Origin of the sequence: Alteriqipengyuania sp., assembly GCF_964222115.1 — a bacterium.
Taxonomy (GTDB): domain Bacteria; phylum Pseudomonadota; class Alphaproteobacteria; order Sphingomonadales; family Sphingomonadaceae; genus Alteriqipengyuania.
Genome location: NZ_CAXQBM010000017.1, coordinates 37,578 through 57,571 on the forward strand (window position 1 = coordinate 37,578; position 19,994 = coordinate 57,571).

Genomic DNA, 19,994 nt, shown 5'->3' on the forward strand with positions numbered 1-19,994 from the left:
GATGGCGAGCGTCCTCCATTCCGCCCCCAAGGTCACCCGCATCGACGGGTTACAGGATACGCTATCCGGCGCGCTTGGCGACATGCTGGTCGAGGCCAAGGAAGAGCATGGCGAGCTGCTGCTGGCGGTCGAGCGTGTCTCGCTCGAAGATGCGCTGCGCACCCTGCGCGACCAGCACGGCTACCAGCAGCTGATGGAGATCGCCGGGGTCGACTATCCCGGCCGGCCCGAGCGGTTCGAAGTCGTATACATGCTGCTGAGCCTCACGAAAAACAGCCGCGTGATGGTGAAGGTCACCGCCAGCGAGACCACGCCTGTGCCCACCGCGACCACGCTGTGGCCCAATGCAGGCTGGCTGGAGCGCGAGGTGTTCGACCTCTACGGCGTCATCTTCGCGGGCAATGCGGACCTGCGCCGTATCCTGACGGACTATGGTTTCGAAGGGCATCCCTTCCGCAAGGACTTCCCGCTGACGGGCTATGTCGAACTGCGCTATTCGGAAGAAGAGCAGCGCGTCGTCTACGAACCGGTCGACCTGCCGCAGGACCTGCGCAGCTTCGATTTCCTCTCTCCCTGGGAAGGCGCGGACTACGTGCTGCCCGGCGACGAGAAGGCGCATACGCCGCCGGTCGACGAACCCAAGACGACCGACAGTACGAAGGATACCGGCGCGGGCGCCAAGACCGACAAGGAAGCCGTCGAAAAGGTCAGCAAGGGCGCACCTGCCGAGGAAGATGGCGGCAAGGATCGCACGCCTGCGCCGACCCCGACCGAAGATCGCAAGAAACGTCCTGCGCGCAAGGGCAAGACGAAAGACACGGCAGCTTCGACCGAACCGAAGAAGAAGGGCAAATCGTGATGCGCAATGTGCTGATCTTCTCCGTCGCGATTGTACTCGCGGCCTGTTCGCAGGGTGACGACGCGTCCGAAAGCGGCGACGATTTCGCTGCGCGCGTCGGCGGAGGCGAGGGCTCGGTCCAGGGCTCGGTTGCGGATCCCGAAAGCACCGAGGCGAAGGCATCCGCAGTGCCCGCAGGCGCGGACCCGCTCCAGCTCGAAAAGCTGGGCAATATTGCCCGCGTCGATCTGGGCCAGCGCGATGGCGGCTGCACCTTCTCGCATGAAGCCAACGAACTGCTGATCGCTGGCGCGCCCAACGATCCTGCCGTGATGGGCAAGGGCGTGGTCCGCATCGGCGGCGACCTGATCAACGTGACCGCCGACGAAGGCGGGCTCGATCCGATCTATGCCGGCCCGACCATGAGCGCGCAGGGCGTGACCGTGAAGGTCGTCCCCGCGGCAGGCAACCAGTCGACGCGAACCGCCGATCTTTACGTTGCCGCCGATGGCCAGCAGCGCAAGTTCGCCGGTGGGCAATGGGCGTGCGGATAGGCTAGGGTACGAAACGCATGGCACACGGAATGACGATCGAGCACTCGCCGACCACGGGCGATGAGCAGATCACGAACTACACGATCAACTTCGGTCCGCAGCACCCCGCAGCGCACGGCGTGCTGCGCATGGTGATGGAGCTGGACGGCGAAATCGTGGAGCGGGTGGACCCGCATGTCGGCCTGCTGCACCGCGGGACCGAAAAGCTGATCGAGCACAAGACGTACCTGCAGGCGCTGCCCTATTTCGACCGGCTCGATTACTGCTCCCCCTTGTGTCAGGAGCACTCCTACGTCCTCGCGATCGAGAAGCTGCTCAATCTCGAAGTGCCTGAGCGTGCGCAATACCTGCGCGTGCTGTTCGCGGAACTGACGCGCATTTCCAACCACATGCTCAATATCGGCAGCCACGTGATGGATGTCGGCGCGATGACCGCGAACTTGTGGGTGTTCGAGCTGCGCGAAGATTGCATGAATTTCTTCGAGCGCGCTTCGGGTGCGCGCATGCACTCCGCATGGTTCCGCCCCGGCGGCGTGCACCAGGATGTGCCCGAGAAGCTGCTGGTGGATATCGGCGAGTGGATCGACGATCGCCTGCCCGAACTGTTCGGCGATGCGATGAGCCTCGTCATGGACAACCGCATCTTCAAACAGCGCAATGTCGATATCGCGGTGGTGAGCCGTGACGACGCGATTGCATGGGGCTTCTCCGGCCCGATGCTGCGTGCTGCGGGCGTGCCGTGGGACCTGCGCAAGTCGCAGCCTTACGAGGTGTATGACCGGATGGAGTTCGACGTGCCGGTGGGCACCAACTCGGACTGCTACGACCGCTTCATGGTCCGCGTGCAGGAAGTCTACCAGAGCGCGAAGATCATCAAGCAGTGCCTGGCGGAAATGCCCTCTGGCCCCATCGCCAGCGACGACCGCAAGGTTTCCCCGCCCAAGCGTGGCGAGATGAAGCAGTCGATGGAAGCACTGATCCACCACTTCAAGCTCTATACCGAAGGCTTCCACGTGCCTGCGGGCGAGGTCTATGTCGCGACAGAGAGCCCCAAGGGCGAATTTGGCGTGTACCTGGTCAGCGACGGCACCAATAAGCCGTACCGCTGCAAGATCCGCCCGACCGCGTTTTCGCACCTGCAGGCGATGGACATGATGACCAAGGGCCACATGCTGCCCGATGCCACCGCCATCCTCGGCGCGATCGACGTGGTGTTCGGGGAGTGCGATCGGTGAATAGCAAGCTCTGGGGCATCGTGATCGTCATTCTCTCGGCAGTCATCCTGCTCGACGTATTCGATGTTATCGCAATAGATTCTGTGCTCGAAATCGTGCTGGTGGCTGGCCTAGTGGCCATGCTGTTCGCTTATGTTCGAGCGCGTGGAAAGAAGACCGATGGCTGACCGCACTCCCGCACCCGACACCCCCGAACTGCGCGAGCGGTGGGGTAATTTCGCCTTCAACGACGCCTACGAGGCGAAGGCGCAGAAGGCGCTTGCCCGCTATCCCGAAGGGCGCAAGAAGTCGGCGGTCATGCCCTTGCTCGACCTGGCCCAGCGGCAGGTCGGTGAGGAAACCGATACGCAGGGCTGGCTGCCGCTGCCGGTGATCGAATATGTCGCCGCCTATCTCGATATGCCGGTGATCCGCGTGCTCGAAGTCGCAACCTTCTATTTCATGTACAATATGAAGCCGGTGGGTAAGTACCACGTGCAGGTGTGCGGCACGACGCCGTGCATGCTGCGCGGCAGCGACGACATCATCGCCGCGTGCAAGGCGCGGGGCATGAAGAAGGGCCACGTTTCGGACGACGGGTTGTGGACGCTCACCGAAGTCGAATGCATGGGCAATTGCGCGACCGCGCCGATGGTCCAGATTAACGACGACAATTACGAAGACCTGACCGTGGAGCGGCTCGACGCCGTGCTCGATGCGCTGGCCAAGGGCGAGACGCCCAAGGCGGGCACGCAGGAGCCGGGCCGCCACACGTCCGAACCCAGCGGCGGGCCGACCACGCTGAAGGAAATGGTGACCGAGAACCACGATTACCGGGGCGAATGGTAATGTACGGCGCCGCCACCAAGGGACTGCCCATCGTAGGGATTATTTTCCTGGTGCTGGCGCTCGTCAAATTCCTGCAGGGCGACGACTGGATCGTATGGTTGCTGCTCGGCTTCCTGATGGGTGGCTTCGGTATCTTCGGACTGGGCAATGGCGGCAAGGGAGACGATGCGTGACCCCCAAGCGCATGTACCGGTTCGCCTCCGTGATGTTCTTCATCGCTGCGATGCTGTTCTTCTTCACGGACAAGACCGCGCTGGGAGCAACCTTCCTGGCGCTGGGCGCCGCATTCTACGCGATTTCGAACGGCAAGTTCGACGCGGGCGAGAAAGCGGGGAAGGACGGCGGATGACAGAGAAGAAGACCGATTATCGCACGCTCGGTATCTCTTTCCTCGTCATCGGAATCGGGGTTACCGTGTCGCTGTCGACTACGCTGGGCCCGGCATTCCTCGGTATCGGATTGCCGTTCGTCGTACTCGGGATCGTTTTCATGAGCCGCAGCAATACCGATGCCAGCGCCGAAGGGGACGAGTGATGGAATATAACATTGTCACGATCATCGTGGCGCTGGTGCTGGTTGCGCTGGCATGGAAGTTCTTCGCCGGGATTATCAAGACGATCGCGTTGCTCGTCATCCTCGCGGTTGCCGCCTGGCTTGTCTTTATCGGAATTCAGTGACGCACGCAGCGCGTCCAGCAAGGAAATCTCTCGAATGCTCGCGGACAAGGATCGCATCTTCACCAACCTTTACGGTTTTCAGGACTGGGGCCTGAAAGCTGCCGAGGCGCGTGGCGACTGGGACAATACCAAGGCGCTGCTCGCCAAGGGGCAGGACGCGATCATCGAGGATGTGAAGGCGAGCGGGCTGCGCGGGCGCGGCGGTGCGGGCTTCCCGACCGGCATGAAGTGGTCCTTCATGCCCAAGGAAAGCAAGGACGGGCGGCCCAGCTTCCTCGTCATCAATGCCGACGAATCCGAACCGGGCAGCTGCAAGGACCGCGAGATCATGCGGCACGATCCGCACAAGCTGATCGAAGGCGCGCTGGTCGCGGGCTTCGCGATGCGCGCGCGGGCTGCCTACATCTACATTCGCGGCGAATATATCCGCGAGGCAGAGACGCTGCAGAAGGCGATCGACGAGGCGTACGATGCGGGGCTGATCGGCAAGAATGCCTGTGGTTCGGGCTATGACTACGACGTGTTCCTGCATCGCGGTGCGGGCGCCTATATCTGCGGCGAAGAAACCGCGCTGATCGAAAGCCTCGAAGGTAAGAAGGGCCAGCCGCGCCTCAAGCCGCCATTCCCAGCCGGCGCAGGCCTTTATGGCTGCCCCACCACGGTCAATAATGTGGAGAGCATCGCGGTCGTCCCCACGATCCTGCGGCGCGGCCCTTCGTGGTTCGCCGGGATCGGGCGCGACAAGAACCAGGGCACCAAGCTGTTCCAGATCAGCGGGCATGTCGAAAAGCCCTGCGTGGTCGAGGAAGCGATGAGCATTCCGTTCCGCGAACTGATCGAGAAGCATTGTGGTGGCATTCGTGGCGGGTGGGACAACCTGCTGGCGGTGATCCCCGGCGGTTCCTCCGTCCCGCTGGTGCCTGCCGAACAGATCATGGATTGCCCGATGGACTTCGACGGGCTGAAGGAACTGGGCTCCGGTCTCGGCACGGCGGCGGTCATCGTGATGGACAAGTCGACCGATATCGTTCGCGCGATCAGCCGGATTTCGTACTTCTACAAGCATGAGAGCTGCGGCCAGTGCACGCCGTGCCGTGAGGGCACCGGGTGGATGTGGCGCGTTATGCAGCGACTGGAGACCGGCGATGCCGATGTCGAGGAGATCGACATGCTCCACACAGTGACCAAGCAGGTGGAAGGCCACACTATCTGCGCGCTGGGCGATGCCGCGGCATGGCCGATCCAGGGCCTGATCCGGCACTTCCGGCCCGAGCTTGAGCGGCGGATTGCCGAGCGTGGCAGCGAGCTGGCGCAAGCCGCCGAATAGTCGTTTCCGCAAGGGCGTTTGATGTGATAGCCTGCGCTAATGGAGCGGGTGTGACAGCCTGACGGCGTCCCGCCCGCATCGGGAGCGTCGATGATGTTGAAGCGCAGTCTCGCATTAGGCCGAGCCTGCGCCAAACATTTGATTGAAGGCGCAGGGATTCCAATTTCGGGCGCAAAAATGCGCCGATGACCGTGGGAGGAAGTATCGTGAAAAAATTTGCAGTCCTGGCACTGGTCGGATGTGCGAGCCTGGCTATGTCGAGCATGGCTGTCGCGCAATCGCAGCGCTTTCTCCAGCAACGCTCCAGCAACAACGGCAACCAGTCCGAAATCGAGAGCGAGCTGCGATACCAGGCAGCCGAGGAAGCGCGTGCCTCGCTGATGCAGGATCCGCAGGCCATGCGTACGAACTGGGATACCGCGCGCCGGTTTGCCAAATGTGCAAATTCGCTCAACCGGGACCGGTCGGAGCGGTTGCTCAAGCAGGACATGCCTTCGCTCAACGAACCGCGGTTGGACCTGGACAAGTATATTGCGCGAATGAGCAATTGTGCGCCGACGAACATCAGCATCGATCCCGCTTTCATGCGCGGCGCGCTGGCGGAGAACATCATGGTCGATGAAACGGCGGCGCCGGACATCCCGCAGGCAGGCGATAGCGCCAAGTTGACGGCGTTTATCTCCGCTATCGCGATCAGCGGTGACAAGACGGGCAATTTTGCCAAGACGCAGATGGCGGCCGAGTGCCGCACGGCGATCAATCCGATTGCCGTGCGCGGCCTGCTTGCGACCGAAGCAGGTTCGGAACTGGAGAAAGGGGCTTTCGCAGCTCTCAACGCCGCGACGAGCACATGCGACCAGCTGAAGCCTGCGGATGACATGCCGCTTTACTTCCAGCGGGCCTACCTGGCGCAGGCCCTTTATCACTGGACGAATTTCGAGGGGTGATGCCTCGTAGGTAGCTGGAACTGCTGCGGGTACGGGGGCGGGGAGGGGCATTCCCGGCCCTCGGGAGCGGGTAGGTATGTCCTGATCGAACCTATAGTCACTCTCAGTGTCCTCCGCCGCTCGATCGCCCCCTGATTTTTCTTCAATAGAGCCTGTATCTCCGTGGACTAAGCGCCTAGGGACGGGCCCAACGCGTGGGAATCACGCTCCTAGCCGGGCACTTTGGGCCGGGCGCCGATGGCGAATGTGAAGGACTATGCCGAAGGTCACCGTAGACGGACAGGAAATCGACGCGCCCGATGGCGCGACCGTGCTGCAGGCGTGCGAGCTGGCGGGCAAGGAAATCCCGCGCTTCTGCTATCACGAGCGGCTGAGCATTGCGGGCAATTGCCGCATGTGCCTGGTCGAGGTTAAGCCGGGGCCGCCCAAGCCGCAGGCGAGCTGTGCGCTTCCGGCGACCGAAGGGCAGGAAATTCGCACGGATAGTGAGATGGTGCGCGCCGCGCGCGAGGGCGTCATGGAATTCCTCCTCATCAACCATCCGCTCGATTGCCCGATCTGCGACCAGGGCGGTGAGTGCGACTTGCAGGATCAGGCAATGTCGTATGGCCGCGGCGCATCTCGCTATCACGAGAACAAGCGTGCGGTGACTGAGAAGTACATGGGCCCGCTGATCAAGACGATCATGACCCGCTGCATCCACTGCACCCGGTGCGTCAGGTTCAGCGAGGAAATCGCGGGCGTGGACGAGATTGGCGCGCTCTATCGCGGCGAGGACATGCAGATCACGACCTACCTCGAGCAGGCGGCGCAGCATGAGCTGAGTGCCAACGTGATTGACCTGTGCCCGGTGGGTGCGCTCACCAGTCGCCCATACGCCTATGAAGCGCGTCCGTGGGAGCTGAAGAAGACGCTCAGCATCGACGTGTCCGATGCTGTGGGCGCAAATATCCGCCTCGATAGCCGTGGGCGCGAGGTGATGCGCGCGCTTCCGCGGATCAACGACGACGTCAATGAAGAGTGGATTTCGGACAAGGCACGCTATCAGGTCGATGGCCTGACCAGTCGCCGTCTCGACAAGGTGTGGATGCGCGGCCTTGGTGGGAAGAAGGCGGGCAAGCTCGCTCCTGCCAGCTGGGAAGACGCGTTCGCCGCGATTGCGAAGGCGGCCAAGCGCGGCGGAAAGGGCTCCATCGCTGCCGTCGCGGGCGATCTTGTCGATTGCGAGACTATGTTCGCGGCCAAGCGCCTGCTGGAAGAGCTGGGCTCCGACAAGCTCGAAGGACGTCAGACCGGGCTGGATTACGACTGTTCCAGCCTTGCGGGCATCGCGTTCAACTCGACATTCGCCGGGATCGAGACCGCCGATGCGATCCTGATTGTCGGCAGCCAGGTGCGTCATGAGGCACCGCTGATCAATGTTCGACTGCGCAAGGCGGCGAAGCGCGGCGCGAAGATCTTCCTGATCGGGCCCGAGTGGGACACGACATTTGCCTGCGAATTCCTGGGCGAGGATGCGGGCCTGCTGCACAACCTGCCCGCTCATGTCGCCGATGCGTTCAAGGATGCCGCGCGGCCCGCGATCATCGTCGGTCCCGGCGGGCTCGCAGCCAATGCGCTGCACCCGGCGCTGGTGCTGGCCGACGAGTGGAAGCTGGTGCGCGACGTGGAAGGTGAAAGCTGGAACGGCTTCAACGTGATCCACACTGCCGCTGCCCGCATGGGCGCGGTGATGCTGGGCTATGCGCAGAAGGGCGGGATCAAGGACGTGGTCGATGCCGCGCCTGCCGTGTTGCTGTCCCTCGGCGCGGATTCGCTGGATTACAGCGCATTCGAAAAAAGCCTTAAGGTCTATATCGGCCATCACGGCGATGCAGGCGCGCATGCGGCGGATATCATCCTCCCCGCAGCCTCCTATGCCGAGAAGGACGGGACCTACGTCAATACCGAGGGCCGCGTGCAGTTCGCCGAAAAGGCTGTGTTCGCCCCCGGAGATGCGCGCGAGGACTGGACGATCCTGCGCGCGCTGGCCGATGCCATGGGTGTCACCGTGGGCTTCGACAGCTTTGCGCAGTTGCAATCTGCGATGATCGAAGCCGTACCCGCGCTGGGCGAAGAAGGCCTCGCGCCGCTGGGCAAGCTGCCGAAGGGCAAGAAAACGCCCAAGGCCAAGGGCGCGATTACCTATCCGATCACCGACCCGTACCTGACCAACCCCATCGCCCGCGCGAGCGAGGCGATGCAGCGCTGCTCGGCCGAGCTGGTCCACGGCGAAGAGCTGCTGGAGGCCGCGGAATGAGCGAAACTCTCCAATCCTGGGGCATGGCCTACGAATGGGCGTGGTTCATCGCGACCATCGTCGGCATCCTGCTGATCGCGCTGCCGCTGATGCTGGCGGTCGCCTACGTCATCCTGATCGACCGCAAGGTCTGGGCGGCCATCGCGCTGCGCAAGGGGCCCAACGTGGTCGGCCCGTTCGGGCTGCTGCAAAGCTTTGCCGATGGTTTGAAGGTCTTCCTGCAGGAAACCATCATCCCGAGCGCGGCGAACAAGGGCATCTTTATCATCGCGCCGATCATCACCTTCACCGTGGCGCTGGCCGCGTGGGCGGTGGTACCGTTTGCGGATGGCTGGGTGCTGGCGGATATCAATGTCGGCCTGCTGTACATCCTCGCGATCAGTTCTCTGTCGGTCTACGGCGTGGTGATGGCGGGCTGGGCCAGTAACTCGAAGTACCCGTTTTTCAGCGCCATGCGCGCTGCGGCGCAGATGATTTCCTATGAAGTCTCGATCGGCTTTATCCTGATCTGCGTCGTCCTGTGGGCCGGCACGTTCAACCTGACCGAGATCGTCGAGGCGCAACGCGGCCACGGCCTTGGCATCGTCAACGGCTATTACTTCAACCTGCTGCTGTTCCCGATGTGGGTGGTGTTCTTCATCAGCTCGCTGGCGGAAACGCAGCGCGTGCCGTTCGACCTGACCGAGGCGGAGAGCGAGCTGGTTGCCGGATACCAGACCGAATACAGCTCGATGAGCTTCGCGCTGTTCTGGCTGGGCGAATATGCCAACATCCTGCTGATGTGTTCGCTCAACACGCTGCTGTTCTTCGGCGGGTGGCTACCCCCGGTCGACTGGGCGCCGCTGTACTATGTGCCGGGCATCATCTGGTTCCTGCTCAAGACGCTGTTCTTCTTCTTCATGTTCAGCTGGGTGATGGCGACCGTACCGCGCTACCGCTACGACCAGCTGATGCGGTTGGGCTGGAAGGTCTTCCTGCCGATGAGCCTGATCTTCGTGTTCGTCATCAGCGGATATCTGATGGCGACGGGGCACTACGGATGATTTTTGCGCTCCTCCTGTCGACCGCGCCGATGCACGCGGTGCCAACGCTACCCGAGGATTATCGGCGGCTCGAATGCCGCTTCGATGGCATTGGGTCCGCTTTTCTGCTCGATATGCCGACCCCTGCTTTCCTGCGCCGTTATCGCGGCGACAACGCCGTGCTCTACGCGCTGGCAACCGATGCGGATTCGACGCTCGACGGAGTGCGGTTTCAAGAGGTTGAGGATCGCTGGCCGGAGAAGCTTTCGGGCGAATGGACCGACGGAAACGCCTCTGTCCACCGGTTTGATGTCGGACCGTTCGAACTGAAGACCAAGACCGCCCCTTTCGCCCTGAAATGGGACTCGACCCCCCGCCATGCGCGGGTGAACTGGGTCGAGACCGAGGGAACCTGCACGCTCGTCCACGAGGACACAGAATGAGTATCGCCCAGACCATCAAAGCCTTCACGCTGTTTGAGTTCGTGAAGGCGCACGCACTGACGCTGAAGTATCTCTTCAAGCCCAAGGCGACGATCAACTATCCTTTCGAGAAGAACCCGCTGAGCCCCCGCTTCCGCGGCGAACATGCGCTGCGCCGCTACCCCAACGGGGAAGAGCGCTGCATCGCCTGCAAGCTGTGCGAGGCGGTGTGCCCCGCGCAGGCGATCACCATCGAATCCGAACCGCGCGCCGACGGGTCGCGCCGCACCACGCGCTACGATATCGACATGACCAAGTGCATCTATTGCGGTTTCTGCCAGGAAGCGTGCCCGGTGGATGCGGTGGTCGAAGGGCCGAACTTCGAATATTCGACGGAAACGCGCGAGGAATTGCTCTACGACAAGGCAAAATTGCTCGCCAATGGTGACAAATGGGAACGCGCCATCGCGGCGAACCTTGAAGCCGACGCGCCCTACCGCTAGGCGCGCGTCAGACCACATTCGGGGCATCATTCTAAGCGCATGATTCAGGCCATCGCCTTCTACCTTTTCGCGTTTCTCGTGATCGCCAGCGCCGTGCTGGTCATCATGAGCCGTAATCCCGTGCATTCGGTGCTGTGGCTGATTCTCGCGTTCTTCAACGCGGCAGGGCTGATGGTGCTGCTGGGCGCGGAATTCATCGCGATGCTGCTGGTCGTCGTCTATGTCGGCGCGGTCGCTGTGCTGTTCCTGTTCGTGGTCATGATGCTCGACATCGACTTTGCCGAACTGCGTGCCGGGTTCATCAAGAACTTCCCGCTGGGGCTGGCGATTGCCGCGATATTGCTGGCCGAACTGGTGCTGGGCATCGGCGCGCTGAGCGCTGGGTCGCTGGAACTCGGCGCGGCCACGGGCGAGAACGCGCCCAACCTGGCCGAAAGCAATATCGCCAATGTCGGGCAGCTGCTCTATTCCAAATATATCTTCGTGTTCGAGGCAGCGGGCCTGATCCTGCTGGTGGCGATGATCGGCGCGATCGTGCTGACCCATCGCGAACTCAAGACCACGCGCGGTCACCAGAACATCACCAAGCAGGTCCGTCGCAACCCGAAGGATGCGACGCAGCTGAAGCAGCCCACCGTTGGTAAAGGGGTCGAGCTGTGATCGGCATCGAGCATTACATCATCGTCAGTGCGATCCTGTTCGTGCTCGGCGTGCTGGGCATTTTCCTCAACCGCAAGAACGTGATCGTTATCCTGATGGCGATCGAGCTGATCTTGCTGGCGGTGAACATAAACCTCGTCGCGTTCAGCGCGTTCCTTGGCGACCTTACCGGCCAGATCTTCGCGATGTTCGTGCTGACCGTGGCGGCGGGCGAAGCGGCCATCGGGCTTGCGATCCTCGTCATCTTCTTCCGTGATCGCGGTACCATCGCGGTCGACGATGTGAACCGGATGAAGGGCTGAACCACACGTGCAGACCTCTATCCTCCTTATCGTATTCCTGCCCCTGCTTGCGGCGATCATCGCCGGCTTGTTCGGCGCCGCCATCGGCAAGACCGGTTCCAAGGTCGTAACGACCGGCGCGCTGTTCGCCTCGTGCGCGCTAAGCTGGCCGATCTTCCTCGGTTTCCTCGGCGGTAGCGCCGAAGCGCAGGTCGTGCCGGTTCTCCAGTGGGTGCAGTCAGGCGATCTCAGTTTCGACTGGGCGTTGCGGGTCGACACGCTGACCGCAGTCATGCTGGTCGTAATCACCAGCGTTTCCGCGCTCGTGCACCTGTATAGCTGGGGATACATGGAAGAGGACCCGCACCAGGAGCGGTTCTTCGCTTACCTGAGCCTGTTCACCTTCGCGATGCTGATGCTGGTGACGGCGGACAACCTGGTGCAGATGTTCTTCGGCTGGGAAGGCGTGGGCCTCGCATCCTACCTGCTGATCGGTTTCTGGTACCGCAAGCCCAGCGCCAACGCCGCCGCGATCAAGGCTTTCGTGGTCAACCGCGTGGGCGACCTCGGCTTCATGCTCGGCATTTTCGGTACGTTCCTAGTGTTCGGCACGGTTTCGATCCCAGCAATCCTCGACGCAGCCCCTGCGATGAGCGGCAGCTCCATCACGTTCATGGGCATGCGCCTGATGACGATGGATATCCTGTGCCTGCTGCTGTTCGTAGGCGCGATGGGCAAGTCCGCGCAGCTGGGCCTGCACACGTGGTTGCCCGACGCAATGGAGGGCCCGACCCCGGTCTCCGCGCTGATCCACGCAGCCACCATGGTGACCGCAGGCGTGTTCATGCTCTGCCGCCTCTCGCCGATGTTCGAAACCGCGCCGCACGCGCTGACCTTCGTGACCTACGTGGGCGGGGCGACCGCGCTGTTCGCCGCCACGGTCGGCACGACGCAGTGGGACATCAAGCGGGTGATCGCTTACTCGACCTGCTCGCAGCTGGGTTACATGTTCTTTGCCGCCGGTGTGGGCGCCTATGGCGTTGCGATGTTCCACCTGTTCACGCACGCCTTCTTCAAGGCACTGCTGTTCCTCGGCGCGGGCGCGGTGATCCACGCGATGCACCACGAACAGGACATGCGCTATTACGGCAACTTGCGGAAGCATATCCCGATCACCTTCTGGGCGATGATGGCGGGCACGCTGGCGATCACCGGCGTCGGCATCGTGGGCGTGTTCGGTTTCGCCGGTTTCTATTCCAAGGATGCGATCCTCGAAGCGGCCTTCGCGCGCGGGACGGGCGCATCCAACTTCGCCTTCTGGGCGGGTGCGATCGCTGCGCTGCTGACCAGCTTCTATTCCTGGCGCCTGATGTTCCTGACCTTCTGGGGCAAGCCGCGCTGGGCCGACAGCGAGCATATCCAGCACGCCGTGCACTATGGCCATGACGAGCCGGACGAGCACAATCCTGCAGCGCAGGAACATGCGGGCGACAGCCCGACGCACCACGTGCCTTCGACCGAAGAGAACGACGGTACTGCGGGTTACCACCCGCACGAGGCGCCGTGGGTCATGCTGGTGCCGCTGATCGTGCTGAGCATTGGCGCAGTGGCCGCGGGCTTCGTGTTCTACGAGCCCTTCGTGGACGCCGAGGCGTTCTGGAAGGGATCGGTCTTCTTCAACGAGAACCTGATCCACTCCATTCACGGCGTTCCGCTGTGGGTGAAGCTGACCGCGACGGTGGCGATGCTTCTGGGTCTGCTGACTGCCTGGTACGCCTACATCCGCAACCCCAAGGTGCCGGAAGCTGCTGCCGACCAGCTGGGGCCGATCTATCGGTTCTTCCTCAACAAGTGGTACTTCGACGAGCTGTATAACTTCCTGTTCGTCAAACCTGCTTTCTGGTTCGGCCGGGTGTTCTGGAAACAGCTGGATATCGGCGTGGTCGACCGGTTCGGGCCCGATGGCGCGGCCTGGGTGGTCAAGCAGGGCGCGGCGGGTGCGAAACGCATCCAGTCGGGCATGCTCAACACCTATGCGTTGATCATGCTGCTGGGCCTTGTCGCCGCGATCACGTGGGTGCTGCTGTGATGGAGGGCCTGCCGATCCTTTCGCTGATGTTGCTCGTCCCGCTGGTTGCGGCGGTGCTGTGCATGGTTTCCAGCGCTTCGAATGCACGCTGGATCGCGCTGATCGCGACCCTGATCGACCTCGCACTGGGCATCGTCCTGTGGCTCAATTTCGACATCGGCGGTGCGCAGTGGCAGTTCACCGAGCGTGCGGACCTGTTTGCGGGCTTCCAGTACGCGCTCGGAATCGATGGCATTGCGCTGATGCTCATCATGCTCAGCGTGTTCCTGATGCCGATCTGCATCCTTGCCAGCTGGACCTCGATCACCAAGCGCGTGGGCGAATACATGGCTGCGTTCATGCTGGTCGAACTGCTGATGATCGGCACCTTCGCCGCGCAGGACATCCTGCTGTTCTACATCTTCTTCGAAGCCGGCCTGATCCCGATGTACCTGATCATCGGCATCTGGGGCGGGGCGGACCGCATCTACGCCAGCTTCAAGTTCTTCCTCTACACGCTGCTCGGCTCGGTCGTGATGCTGGTCGCCATGTTGTGGATGATCAACGAAGCGGGGACGAGCGATATTCCCACGCTGCTGCAGTACGATTTCGATCCGCAGGCGCAGACCTGGCTGTGGCTGGCCTTCTTCGCCAGCTTCGCGGTGAAGATGCCGATGTGGCCGGTCCACACCTGGCTGCCCGCCGCGCACGTGCAGGCGCCCACTGCGGGCTCGGTGATCCTGGCGGGCGTGCTTCTGAAGCTGGGCGGATATGGTTTCATCCGGTTCAGTCTCCCCATGTTCCCGGAAGCGAGCGCGCAATTCGTGTGGCTGGTCTTCGGCCTCTCGATGGTGGCAGTGGTAGTCACCAGCCTGATCGCGCTGGTGCAGCACGACATGAAGAAGCTGATCGCCTATTCCTCCGTCGCGCACATGGCGATCGTGACAGCAGGCCTCTTCGCCTTCAACTCGCAGGGTATCGAGGGCGCGATGGTGATGATGCTCTCGCACGGTCTCGTCTCGGGCGCGCTGTTCCTGTGCGTGGGCGTGATCTACGACCGGCTGCACACGCGTGAGATCGACCGTTACGGTGGGCTCGCCATCAACATGCCGCGTTACGCGCTGTTCTTCATGCTGTTCACCATGGCCAGCATCGGCCTGCCGGGGACGAGCGGCTTCGTGGCTGAGTTCATTAGCCTTGCAGGCGTGTATCAGATTTCGAGCACCACGACCTTCGTGCTGACCACGGGGATCATCCTGGGGGCGGGCTACATGCTCTATCTCTACCGCCGCGTCGTGTTCGGCGAGCAGAAGAACGAAGACGCTGCCGCCATGCCCGACCTGAATGCGCGTGAATGGCTGATGCTGGCCCCTGTCGCGGCGGCAGTGCTGTGGATGGGCGTTTATCCCGAAAGCTTCCTCGCCCCGATGCGCAGCGACATTGCCGCAATCGAGGCACGCATTGCACGGGCCGCGCCTGTCGCTGACGCGGATGTACAGATCGGTAGCCCGCGGGCGCACGAGGCAAACTATATCGAAGGCTCGCATGGCGGCGATCATGGCAATGGCCATGATGGCGGGGACAGCCACGGTGAGGCCGAAGGCGAAAATCACGACAGCAGCGACGGACACGGGTCCGAGGGCGAACACTAATGGACTACGCAACCTCTTTCGCGCTGATCGTTCCCGAGCTGGTCCTCACGGTCTCCGGGCTACTGCTGCTCATCATCGCGGCGTTCGCGGGTGAAAAGTCGAGCCGCCTTGTCTCGATCCTGGCCGTGACGGCAATTGCCGCTGCAGCCTTCCTTGTCGCCCCCGCGCTCATCAATGGCGCTGGAGGCGAGCCCGCGATGGCCTTCTACGGCCAGATCAGCGCGGACGCCTTTGCTGCTTTTGCCAAGCTGCTTACGTATTTTGCCGCAATCGGTTGCCTTGTGATCGCGCCCGGTTTCTTCGAGCATCGCCGGGCGATGAAGCCCGAATATCCGGTGCTGGTGGTGTTCGCGACCTTGGGCATGAGCATCATGGTTTCCGCAACGGACCTGATGACACTGTATATCGGGCTCGAGCTGAACAGCCTTGCAGCATACGTGCTCGCGAGTTTCCTGCGCAATGACAGCCGGTCTGCGGAAGCAGGCCTCAAATATTTCGTGCTCGGTGCGCTCGCCAGCGGTATCCTGCTCTACGGGATGAGCCTGACCTACGGGTTCACTGGCACGACCAGCTTTGCGGGCATCCGCGAAGCGCACGAGGCGGGCCTTTCGACCGGCGCGCTGTTCGGCCTGATCTTCGTTTTCGCGGGTCTCGCCTTCAAGGTCAGCGCTGTGCCGTTCCACATGTGGACGCCCGACGTGTACGAAGGTGCGCCCACCCCGGTGACGACCTTCTTCGCCACCGCACCAAAGGTTGCTGCGATTGCGCTGACTGCGCGCGTGGCGCTGGACGCTTTCGGATCGCAGCCCGACGCATGGCGCCAGATCGTGATTTTCGCCGCGCTCGCCTCGATCGTGGTCGGTGCGCTGGGCGCTATCGGGCAGAACAACCTGAAGCGCCTGCTCGCCTATTCCTCGATCAACAATGTCGGTTTCATCCTGATCGGGCTTGCCGCCGCCACGCCTGCGGGCGCGAGCGCGATGCTGTTCTATCTCGCGATCTATGTCGTGATGTCGCTCGGCAGCTTTGTGGCGGTCCTGATGCTGCGCAATGGCGAAGGCGAATACCTCGAAACGTTCGACGATATTGCAGGGCTGTCCAGCACCCGCCCCGGCATTGCTTGGTGCCTGCTGATCCTGATGTTCAGCCTCGCTGGCATCCCGCCGCTGATGGGCTTCTTCGCCAAGCTGGAAGTGTTCCGCGCCGTGGTCGAGGCAGGCCTGATTCCCCTCGCGGTGATCGGCATTGCGGCCAGCGTGATCGGTGCATTCTACTACATCAAGTTCGTCAAGGTGATGTTCTTCGACGAAGCGGTCGGGCGTGCCACGAAGAGTGCGAGTGCCTCGCAATGGGCAATCCTGGGTATCTGCACCCTGCTGATCTCTCCGCTGGGCTGGTTCCTGACGCGCGGCCTGGAGCTGATGACCGACACGGCGGCGGCGGGCCTGTTTGCGGGCGTGTGACGCTGCATGCACCCGTGACATCTTGATCCGCACAGTACCCGAAACCGGCTCCACCAACGCCGACCTGCTCGACGCACTGCGCAATGGTGAGCCCGTGCGCGAGGGCGATTGGCTTGTTGCCGACCGTCAGAGTGCGGGGCGCGGCAGGCAGGGCAGGAACTGGCGCGACGGGCTGCGCAATTTCATGGGCTCCACCATCGTGCGTATCCATCCGGGCCAACCGCCCGCGCACACGCTGTCTCTGCTCGCGGGCGTCGCCCTGTTCGACGCGGTCCAGGCGTTGGCGCCCAACCTGCATAGTCTGGCGCTCAAGTGGCCTAACGACCTGCTGGTTAGCGATGCGAAGGTCGCGGGGATATTGCTGGAGGGCGCGCAGGACGCGGTGGTGATCGGGATCGGGGTGAACCTGGTTTCTGCGCCCGAACTTCCCGACCGCAAGACTCTCGCTCTCACGGCATTCGGTCCGGCGCCGGATCGCGATGCCTTTGCCGAGAGCCTGGCAGCGCACTTCGCAACCGGGCTGGAACGCTGGCGCACTTACGGGATCGAACCACTACTTCGGAGCTGGAGTGCGGCGGGCACGCCAAACGGTACCCCAGTCAATGTTCACGAACCCGATGGCGGCACCGTGAGCGGCCGCTTCGACGGTCTAGAGCCCGATGGCTCGATGCGCCTTCGCTTGGCCGATGGGGCCATGCGTGTCATTCACGCAGGCGATGTGATGCTGGCGCCATGACTCAAACAGGGGATAGCTGATGCTTCTCGCAATCGATGTCGGGAATACGAACCTGGTGTTCGCGCTGTTCGACGGCGATGAACTGCGCGCGCGCTGGCGCATTTCCACCGACGGGCGCCGCACGGGTGACGAATACGCCGTATGGCTGTTCCAGCTGCTCGGCATCGAGGGCGTGGCGCGCGAGGATATCACGCACATCATCTTCGGTTCTGTCGTGCCGCGTGCGGACCATAACCTGGCCGTGTTGTGCGAAAAATATTTCGACCTCACACCGATCATCGCGGGGCAGGGCGATGCGGCGTGGAATTTCGAGATCGATGTCGACCTGCCCAGCACGCTGGGTGCGGACCGCGCGCTCAATTGCATTGCAGCGCACGAGATGATTGGCGGCGACATGATTGTGGTCGATTTCGGCACGGCAACCAAGTTCGAGGTCGTCGATTTCAATGGCGCTTACAAGGGCGGAATCATTGCGCCGGGCATCAATCTCTCGCTCGATGCATTGGTCGGCAAGACTGCCAAGCTTCCTCGTATCGCCATCCACGCGCCAGAGACCGACAGCGTGATCGGCCGCAATACCGAGGATCAAATGCTGATCGGCGTGTTCTGGGGCTATGTCGCGATGATGGAAGGCCTGATCGCCCGTATGAAGGCGGAGATCGGGCGCCCGGCAAAGGTTGTCGCCACCGGCGGCCTCTCGGTCTTGTTCGACGACCATACGGACATATTTGACGTGGTAGACACGGACCTGACGATCCGCGGGCTGCAATTGCTGGCCCAGCGGACCATCGACAAGGAATAGAATGAAGAAGAATTTCAAGCCGGAGAACGAACTCCTTTTCCTGGCACTTGGCGGTTCGGCCGAGATCGGGATGAACGTCAATCTCTACGGCTGCGACGGCAAATGGCTGATGGTCGATCTGGGGATGACCTTCGGCGCCAACGAATATCCCGGTATCGAACTGGTTTTCGCCGATCTCGAATTCATCGAGGACCGGCAGGAGGACTTGCTCGGCATCGTACTGACCCATGCGCACGAGGATCATATCGGCGCAGTCCCCTACTTCGCCGCCGATCTGGGCGTACCGCTCTACGCAACGCCGTTCACCGCAGAGCTGGTTCGCCGCAAGCTGGAGGAAGCGCAGCTCGAAAAGGAAGTGCCGCTGCATATCGTGCGTGAAGGCGACGAGGATATGCAGATCGGGCCGTTCGGGATCCGTTACCTGCCGCTGGCGCACTCGATTGCAGAGGGCAACGCGCTGCTGATCGACACGCCCTATGGCAAGGTGTTTCACACCGGTGACTGGAAGCTCGACGAAGACCCGATCATCGGCGAGCCGACGACCGAAGACGAGCTGCGCGAGATCGGCGAAGAAGGCGTGCTGGCGCTGGTGTGCGACAGCACCAACGTCTTCAATCCCGAACCGAGTGGTTCCGAAGGCGCGGTCTTCAAGGGCTTGCTGGAGGAAGTACAGAACTGGCCGGACCGGCGCGTAGTCGTCACCACCTTTGCGTCCAATGTCGCGCGCCTGCATACGCTGGGCGAAATCGCGCGTGAAACCGGGCGCGAGGTGGTGATTGCGGGGCGCTCGCTCGACCGTATCCTCGAAGTGTCTCAGGGTTGCGGTTATCTGACGGACTTCCCGAAGCCGGTCGACTGGGACACCGCGATGAACCTGCCGCGTGGCAAGGTGCTGATTCTCGCGACCGGCGGGCAGGGCGAGCCGCGTGCTGCGCTCAGCCGCATGGCGGATAACAACCATCCGCTGGAGCTTACCCGCGGCGACGTGGTGCTGTTCTCAAGCCGCCAGATCCCGGGCAACGAGATTTCCATCGGCAAGGTGATGAACCAGCTGGCCGAACGCGGGATCGTGATGGTGACCGACCGGCAGAGCATGATCCACGTCTCCGGCCACCCTGGTCGCCCCGAATTGCAGGCGCTGTACGAGTGGCTCAAGCCCGAGGTGCTGGTGCCGGTCCACGGCGAGGTCCGCCACATGCAGGAGCAGGCACGGCTCGGCCTCGCCGAAGGCATTCCGCACGCCGTGTTCCAGAAGAATGGCGATATCGTAAGCCTTGCCCCTGGCGAACCGGGCAAGATCGCCAAGGTGCCGACCGGGCGGCTCGTGCTGGATGGCGACATCATCGTGCCCGCCGATGGCAACGCGATCACCGAACGCCGCCGCCTGTCGCGCGACGGCGTGCTGATGGTGGTGCTGACGGGCAAAGACGACGTGACGATCCGCGCCATGGGCATCCCTCTGGACGAGGATTTCCCCGATCTCGTGGCCGAGGCTACGCGCGACGTGCAGGAGGCGCTGCGCAGGCTGCGGGGCAGGGATGCGAACGACCCTGCCGCTAGGCACGAGGCTGCTCGTCTTGCTGCGCGGCGTGCCGCCAATCGCTGGTCTGGCAAGCGCCCGCAGGTACAGGTCATCATTCCGGAAGCTTGATGTGAGCTGGTGGTCGATCCTCGCGATCT

At 62.6% G+C, this 19,994-nt stretch carries 23 protein-coding genes; all 23 read left to right on the top strand.

The annotated features are described in order from the left end of the window. Window position 1 precedes the first annotated feature (1 nt). The 23 genes from ACEQXE_RS03135 (at window position 2) to ACEQXE_RS03245 (ending at window position 19,965) form a co-directional block, all read left to right on the top strand. Complete coding sequence (locus ACEQXE_RS03135) at window positions 2-859, top strand: NADH-quinone oxidoreductase subunit C (protein ID WP_370177460.1); 858 nt, start codon at window positions 2-4, stop codon at window positions 857-859. Next, the gene (locus ACEQXE_RS03140; protein ID WP_370177488.1) at window positions 859-1,392 is read left to right on the top strand and encodes a hypothetical protein; all 534 of its coding nucleotides are present in this window, start codon (window positions 859-861) and stop codon (window positions 1,390-1,392) included. Before ACEQXE_RS03135 ends, ACEQXE_RS03140 begins: the two co-directional genes overlap by 1 nt. Window positions 1,393-1,409: 17 nt before the next feature. Further along, window positions 1,410-2,627 (top strand): NADH-quinone oxidoreductase subunit D, encoded by a 1,218-nt coding sequence (locus ACEQXE_RS03145; RefSeq protein ID WP_370183197.1) that lies wholly within the window; start codon window positions 1,410-1,412, stop codon window positions 2,625-2,627. Then, complete coding sequence (locus ACEQXE_RS03150; RefSeq protein WP_370177462.1) at window positions 2,624-2,794, top strand: hypothetical protein; 171 nt, start codon at window positions 2,624-2,626, stop codon at window positions 2,792-2,794. The genes ACEQXE_RS03145 and ACEQXE_RS03150 overlap by 4 nt, the downstream gene beginning before the upstream one ends. Continuing rightward, window positions 2,787-3,455 (top strand): NAD(P)H-dependent oxidoreductase subunit E, encoded by a 669-nt coding sequence (locus tag ACEQXE_RS03155; RefSeq protein WP_370177463.1) that lies wholly within the window; start codon window positions 2,787-2,789, stop codon window positions 3,453-3,455. Before ACEQXE_RS03150 ends, ACEQXE_RS03155 begins: the two co-directional genes overlap by 8 nt. Further along, on the top strand, window positions 3,455-3,628 hold the full coding sequence (locus ACEQXE_RS03160; protein ID WP_370177464.1) for a hypothetical protein: 174 nt from the start codon (window positions 3,455-3,457) through the stop codon (window positions 3,626-3,628). Before ACEQXE_RS03155 ends, ACEQXE_RS03160 begins: the two co-directional genes overlap by 1 nt. Beyond that, window positions 3,625-3,804, top strand: coding sequence for a hypothetical protein (locus ACEQXE_RS03165; protein WP_370177465.1), 180 nt, complete (start codon window positions 3,625-3,627; stop codon window positions 3,802-3,804). Before ACEQXE_RS03160 ends, ACEQXE_RS03165 begins: the two co-directional genes overlap by 4 nt. Next, the gene (locus tag ACEQXE_RS03170) at window positions 3,801-3,989 is read left to right on the top strand and encodes a hypothetical protein (RefSeq protein WP_370177466.1); all 189 of its coding nucleotides are present in this window, start codon (window positions 3,801-3,803) and stop codon (window positions 3,987-3,989) included. The genes ACEQXE_RS03165 and ACEQXE_RS03170 overlap by 4 nt, the downstream gene beginning before the upstream one ends. Next, window positions 3,989-4,132, top strand: a complete 144-nt coding sequence (locus ACEQXE_RS03175) for a hypothetical protein (protein WP_370177467.1) — start codon at window positions 3,989-3,991, stop codon at window positions 4,130-4,132. Before ACEQXE_RS03170 ends, ACEQXE_RS03175 begins: the two co-directional genes overlap by 1 nt. 34 nt (window positions 4,133-4,166) lie before the next feature. Then, window positions 4,167-5,459, top strand: a complete 1,293-nt coding sequence (gene nuoF / locus ACEQXE_RS03180) for an NADH-quinone oxidoreductase subunit NuoF (protein ID WP_370177469.1) — start codon at window positions 4,167-4,169, stop codon at window positions 5,457-5,459. 206 nt (window positions 5,460-5,665) lie between these two features. Continuing rightward, window positions 5,666-6,406: a hypothetical protein gene (locus ACEQXE_RS03185; protein WP_370177470.1), complete on the top strand. Its 741-nt coding sequence runs from the start codon at window positions 5,666-5,668 to the stop codon at window positions 6,404-6,406. A gap of 256 nt (window positions 6,407-6,662) precedes the next feature. Then, window positions 6,663-8,705 carry an NADH-quinone oxidoreductase subunit NuoG gene (gene nuoG, locus ACEQXE_RS03190; RefSeq protein WP_370177471.1) on the top strand — a complete coding sequence of 681 codons (2,043 nt, stop codon included), beginning with the start codon at window positions 6,663-6,665 and terminating at the stop codon, window positions 8,703-8,705. Further along, complete coding sequence (nuoH, locus tag ACEQXE_RS03195) at window positions 8,702-9,748, top strand: NADH-quinone oxidoreductase subunit NuoH (protein ID WP_370177472.1); 1,047 nt, start codon at window positions 8,702-8,704, stop codon at window positions 9,746-9,748. The genes nuoG and nuoH overlap by 4 nt, the downstream gene beginning before the upstream one ends. Beyond that, on the top strand, window positions 9,745-10,170 hold the full coding sequence (locus ACEQXE_RS03200; protein WP_370177473.1) for a hypothetical protein: 426 nt from the start codon (window positions 9,745-9,747) through the stop codon (window positions 10,168-10,170). Before nuoH ends, ACEQXE_RS03200 begins: the two co-directional genes overlap by 4 nt. Then, window positions 10,167-10,652 carry an NADH-quinone oxidoreductase subunit NuoI gene (nuoI, locus tag ACEQXE_RS03205; RefSeq protein WP_370177475.1) on the top strand — a complete coding sequence of 162 codons (486 nt, stop codon included), beginning with the start codon at window positions 10,167-10,169 and terminating at the stop codon, window positions 10,650-10,652. The genes ACEQXE_RS03200 and nuoI overlap by 4 nt, the downstream gene beginning before the upstream one ends. A gap of 39 nt (window positions 10,653-10,691) precedes the next feature. Beyond that, complete coding sequence (locus ACEQXE_RS03210) at window positions 10,692-11,312, top strand: NADH-quinone oxidoreductase subunit J (RefSeq protein WP_370177476.1); 621 nt, start codon at window positions 10,692-10,694, stop codon at window positions 11,310-11,312. Beyond that, on the top strand, window positions 11,309-11,614 hold the full coding sequence (gene nuoK / locus ACEQXE_RS03215) for an NADH-quinone oxidoreductase subunit NuoK (RefSeq protein WP_115492329.1): 306 nt from the start codon (window positions 11,309-11,311) through the stop codon (window positions 11,612-11,614). Before ACEQXE_RS03210 ends, nuoK begins: the two co-directional genes overlap by 4 nt. A gap of 7 nt (window positions 11,615-11,621) precedes the next feature. After that, complete coding sequence (nuoL, locus tag ACEQXE_RS03220) at window positions 11,622-13,682, top strand: NADH-quinone oxidoreductase subunit L (RefSeq protein ID WP_370177478.1); 2,061 nt, start codon at window positions 11,622-11,624, stop codon at window positions 13,680-13,682. Beyond that, window positions 13,682-15,313, top strand: a complete 1,632-nt coding sequence (locus tag ACEQXE_RS03225) for an NADH-quinone oxidoreductase subunit M (RefSeq protein WP_370177490.1) — start codon at window positions 13,682-13,684, stop codon at window positions 15,311-15,313. Before nuoL ends, ACEQXE_RS03225 begins: the two co-directional genes overlap by 1 nt. Next, complete coding sequence (gene nuoN, locus ACEQXE_RS03230) at window positions 15,313-16,776, top strand: NADH-quinone oxidoreductase subunit NuoN (RefSeq protein ID WP_370177480.1); 1,464 nt, start codon at window positions 15,313-15,315, stop codon at window positions 16,774-16,776. Before ACEQXE_RS03225 ends, nuoN begins: the two co-directional genes overlap by 1 nt. A gap of 22 nt (window positions 16,777-16,798) precedes the next feature. Beyond that, window positions 16,799-17,512, top strand: coding sequence for a biotin--[acetyl-CoA-carboxylase] ligase (locus tag ACEQXE_RS03235; RefSeq protein WP_370177482.1), 714 nt, complete (start codon window positions 16,799-16,801; stop codon window positions 17,510-17,512). A 19-nt stretch (window positions 17,513-17,531) separates the two neighbouring features. Beyond that, window positions 17,532-18,314: a type III pantothenate kinase gene (locus tag ACEQXE_RS03240; RefSeq protein WP_370177484.1), complete on the top strand. Its 783-nt coding sequence runs from the start codon at window positions 17,532-17,534 to the stop codon at window positions 18,312-18,314. Between the two features lies 1 nt (window position 18,315). Continuing rightward, window positions 18,316-19,965, top strand: a complete 1,650-nt coding sequence (locus tag ACEQXE_RS03245) for a ribonuclease J (RefSeq protein WP_370177486.1) — start codon at window positions 18,316-18,318, stop codon at window positions 19,963-19,965. The last annotated feature ends 29 nt before the right edge of the window (window positions 19,966-19,994 follow it).